Origin of the sequence: Bacillus sp. TH25, assembly GCF_016650935.1 — a bacterium.
GTDB classification, from domain to species: Bacteria; Bacillota; Bacilli; order Bacillales; family Bacillaceae_G; genus Bacillus_A; species Bacillus_A mycoides.
The window spans coordinates 1-2,500 of record NZ_JAEKEU010000036.1 but is presented as its reverse complement, the minus strand read 5'-3'; the positions used below and the strand labels follow the sequence as shown (position 1 = coordinate 2,500).

Here is a 2,500-nt window from a genome sequence, read left to right as displayed (position 1 = left end):
AGCGCTTAGAAGTGAGAATGCCGGTATGAGTAGCGAAAGACGGGTGAGAATCCCGTCCACCGAATGCCTAAGGTTTCCTGAGGAAGGCTCGTCCGCTCAGGGTTAGTCAGGACCTAAGCCGAGGCCGACAGGCGTAGGCGATGGACAACAGGTTGATATTCCTGTACCACCTCTTTATCGTTTGAGCAATGGAGGGACGCAGAAGGATAGAAGAAGCGTGCGATTGGTTGTGCACGTCCAAGCAGTTAGGCTGATAAGTAGGCAAATCCGCTTATCGTGAAGGCTGAGCTGTGATGGGGAAGCTCCTTATGGAGCGAAGTCTTTGATTCCCCGCTGCCAAGAAAAGCTTCTAGCGAGATAAAAGGTGCCTGTACCGCAAACCGACACAGGTAGGCGAGGAGAGAATCCTAAGGTGTGCGAGAGAACTCTGGTTAAGGAACTCGGCAAAATGACCCCGTAACTTCGGGAGAAGGGGTGCTTTCTTAACGGAAAGCCGCAGTGAATAGGCCCAAGCGACTGTTTAGCAAAAACACAGGTCTCTGCGAAGCCGTAAGGCGAAGTATAGGGGCTGACACCTGCCCGGTGCTGGAAGGTTAAGGAGAGGGGTTAGCGTAAGCGAAGCTCTGAACTGAAGCCCCAGTAAACGGCGGCCGTAACTATAACGGTCCTAAGGTAGCGAAATTCCTTGTCGGGTAAGTTCCGACCCGCACGAAAGGTGTAACGATTTGGGCACTGTCTCAACCAGAGACTCGGTGAAATTATAGTACCTGTGAAGATGCAGGTTACCCGCGACAGGACGGAAAGACCCCGTGGAGCTTTACTGTAGCCTGATATTGAATTTTGGTACAGTTTGTACAGGATAGGCGGGAGCCATTGAAACCGGAGCGCTAGCTTCGGTGGAGGCGCTGGTGGGATACCGCCCTGACTGTATTGAAATTCTAACCTACGGGTCTTATCGACCCGGGAGACAGTGTCAGGTGGGCAGTTTGACTGGGGCGGTCGCCTCCTAAAGTGTAACGGAGGCGCCCAAAGGTTCCCTCAGAATGGTTGGAAATCATTCGTAGAGTGCAAAGGCATAAGGGAGCTTGACTGCGAGACCTACAAGTCGAGCAGGGACGAAAGTCGGGCTTAGTGATCCGGTGGTTCCGCATGGAAGGGCCATCGCTCAACGGATAAAAGCTACCCCGGGGATAACAGGCTTATCTCCCCCAAGAGTCCACATCGACGGGGAGGTTTGGCACCTCGATGTCGGCTCATCGCATCCTGGGGCTGTAGTCGGTCCCAAGGGTTGGGCTGTTCGCCCATTAAAGCGGTACGCGAGCTGGGTTCAGAACGTCGTGAGACAGTTCGGTCCCTATCCGTCGTGGGCGCAGGAAATTTGAGAGGAGCTGTCCTTAGTACGAGAGGACCGGGATGGACGCACCGCTGGTGTACCAGTTGTTCTGCCAAGGGCATAGCTGGGTAGCTATGTGCGGAAGGGATAAGTGCTGAAAGCATCTAAGCATGAAGCCCCCCTCAAGATGAGATTTCCCATAGCGTAAGCTAGTAAGATCCCTGAAAGATGATCAGGTTGATAGGTTCGAGGTGGAAGCATGGTGACATGTGGAGCTGACGAATACTAATAGATCGAGGACTTAACCATATAATATGAAGCAATGTTATCTAGTTTTGAAAGAATATAAAAAACTTGTTGACTTTAAATGTCGAATAAGTTATGATAATTCTTGTCTTAAATGAATACAGTCTGGTAATGATGGCAGAGAGGTCACACCCGTTCCCATACCGAACACGGAAGTTAAGCTCTCTAGCGCCGATGGTAGTTGGGACCTTGTCCCTGTGAGAGTAGGACGTTGCCAGGCAATTCGGAGGATTAGCTCAGCTGGGAGAGCACCTGCCTTACAAGCAGGGGGTCGGCGGTTCGATCCCGTCATCCTCCACCATTTAGCCGACTTAGCTCAATTGGTAGAGCAACTGACTTGTAATCAGTAGGTTGGGGGTTCAAGTCCTCTAGTCGGCACCAGAAAATCATGGCGGTTGTGGCGAAGTGGTTAACGCACCGGATTGTGGCTCCGGCACTCGTGGGTTCAATTCCCATCAGTCGCCCCATTTTTTCTTTTTAAATTATAACATGCGGGTGTGGCGGAATTGGCAGACGCACTAGACTTAGGATCTAGCGCCTTTGGCGTGGGGGTTCGACTCCCTTCACCCGCACTTTTAATAAAATAACTCAAACATGTCTTGCGGAAGTAGTTCAGTGGTAGAATACAACCTTGCCAAGGTTGGGGTCGCGGGTTCGAATCCCGTCTTCCGCTCCAATTTTCAGTATGACATGCCGGGGTGGCGGAACAGGCAGACGCACAGGACTTAAAATCCTGCGGTGGGTGACCACCGTGCGGGTTCGACCCCCGCCCTCGGCACCATATGCGCCCGTAGCTCAATTGGATAGAGCGTTTGACTACGGATCAAGAGGTTAGGGGTTCGACTCCTCTCGGGCGCGTTT

At 52.2% G+C, this 2,500-nt stretch carries 7 tRNA genes and 2 rRNA genes (1 of these 9 cut by a window edge); all 9 read left to right on the top strand.

The features are described 5' to 3' along the window. A 23S ribosomal RNA gene (locus tag JFT89_RS15740) occupies nucleotides 1-1,642 on the top strand (it extends 1,280 nt beyond the left edge of the window). A 101-nt stretch (nucleotides 1,643-1,743) separates the two neighbouring features. Further along, nucleotides 1,744-1,859: ribosomal RNA gene (gene rrf, locus JFT89_RS15735) — 5S ribosomal RNA — on the top strand. A gap of 5 nt (nucleotides 1,860-1,864) precedes the next feature. Then, a tRNA-Val gene (locus JFT89_RS15730) sits at nucleotides 1,865-1,940 on the top strand. Between the two features lie 4 nt (nucleotides 1,941-1,944). Beyond that, nucleotides 1,945-2,020: transfer RNA gene (locus JFT89_RS15725), tRNA-Thr, on the top strand. A 10-nt stretch (nucleotides 2,021-2,030) separates the two neighbouring features. Further along, nucleotides 2,031-2,106: transfer RNA gene (locus JFT89_RS15720), tRNA-His, on the top strand. Between the two features lie 24 nt (nucleotides 2,107-2,130). Continuing rightward, nucleotides 2,131-2,211 (top strand) — tRNA-Leu (locus JFT89_RS15715). A 29-nt stretch (nucleotides 2,212-2,240) separates the two neighbouring features. After that, nucleotides 2,241-2,315: transfer RNA gene (locus JFT89_RS15710), tRNA-Gly, on the top strand. 16 nt (nucleotides 2,316-2,331) lie between these two features. Further along, nucleotides 2,332-2,420 (top strand) — tRNA-Leu (locus JFT89_RS15705). 3 nt (nucleotides 2,421-2,423) lie between these two features. Then, nucleotides 2,424-2,497, top strand: a tRNA-Arg gene (locus JFT89_RS15700). The last annotated feature ends 3 nt before the right edge of the window (nucleotides 2,498-2,500 follow it).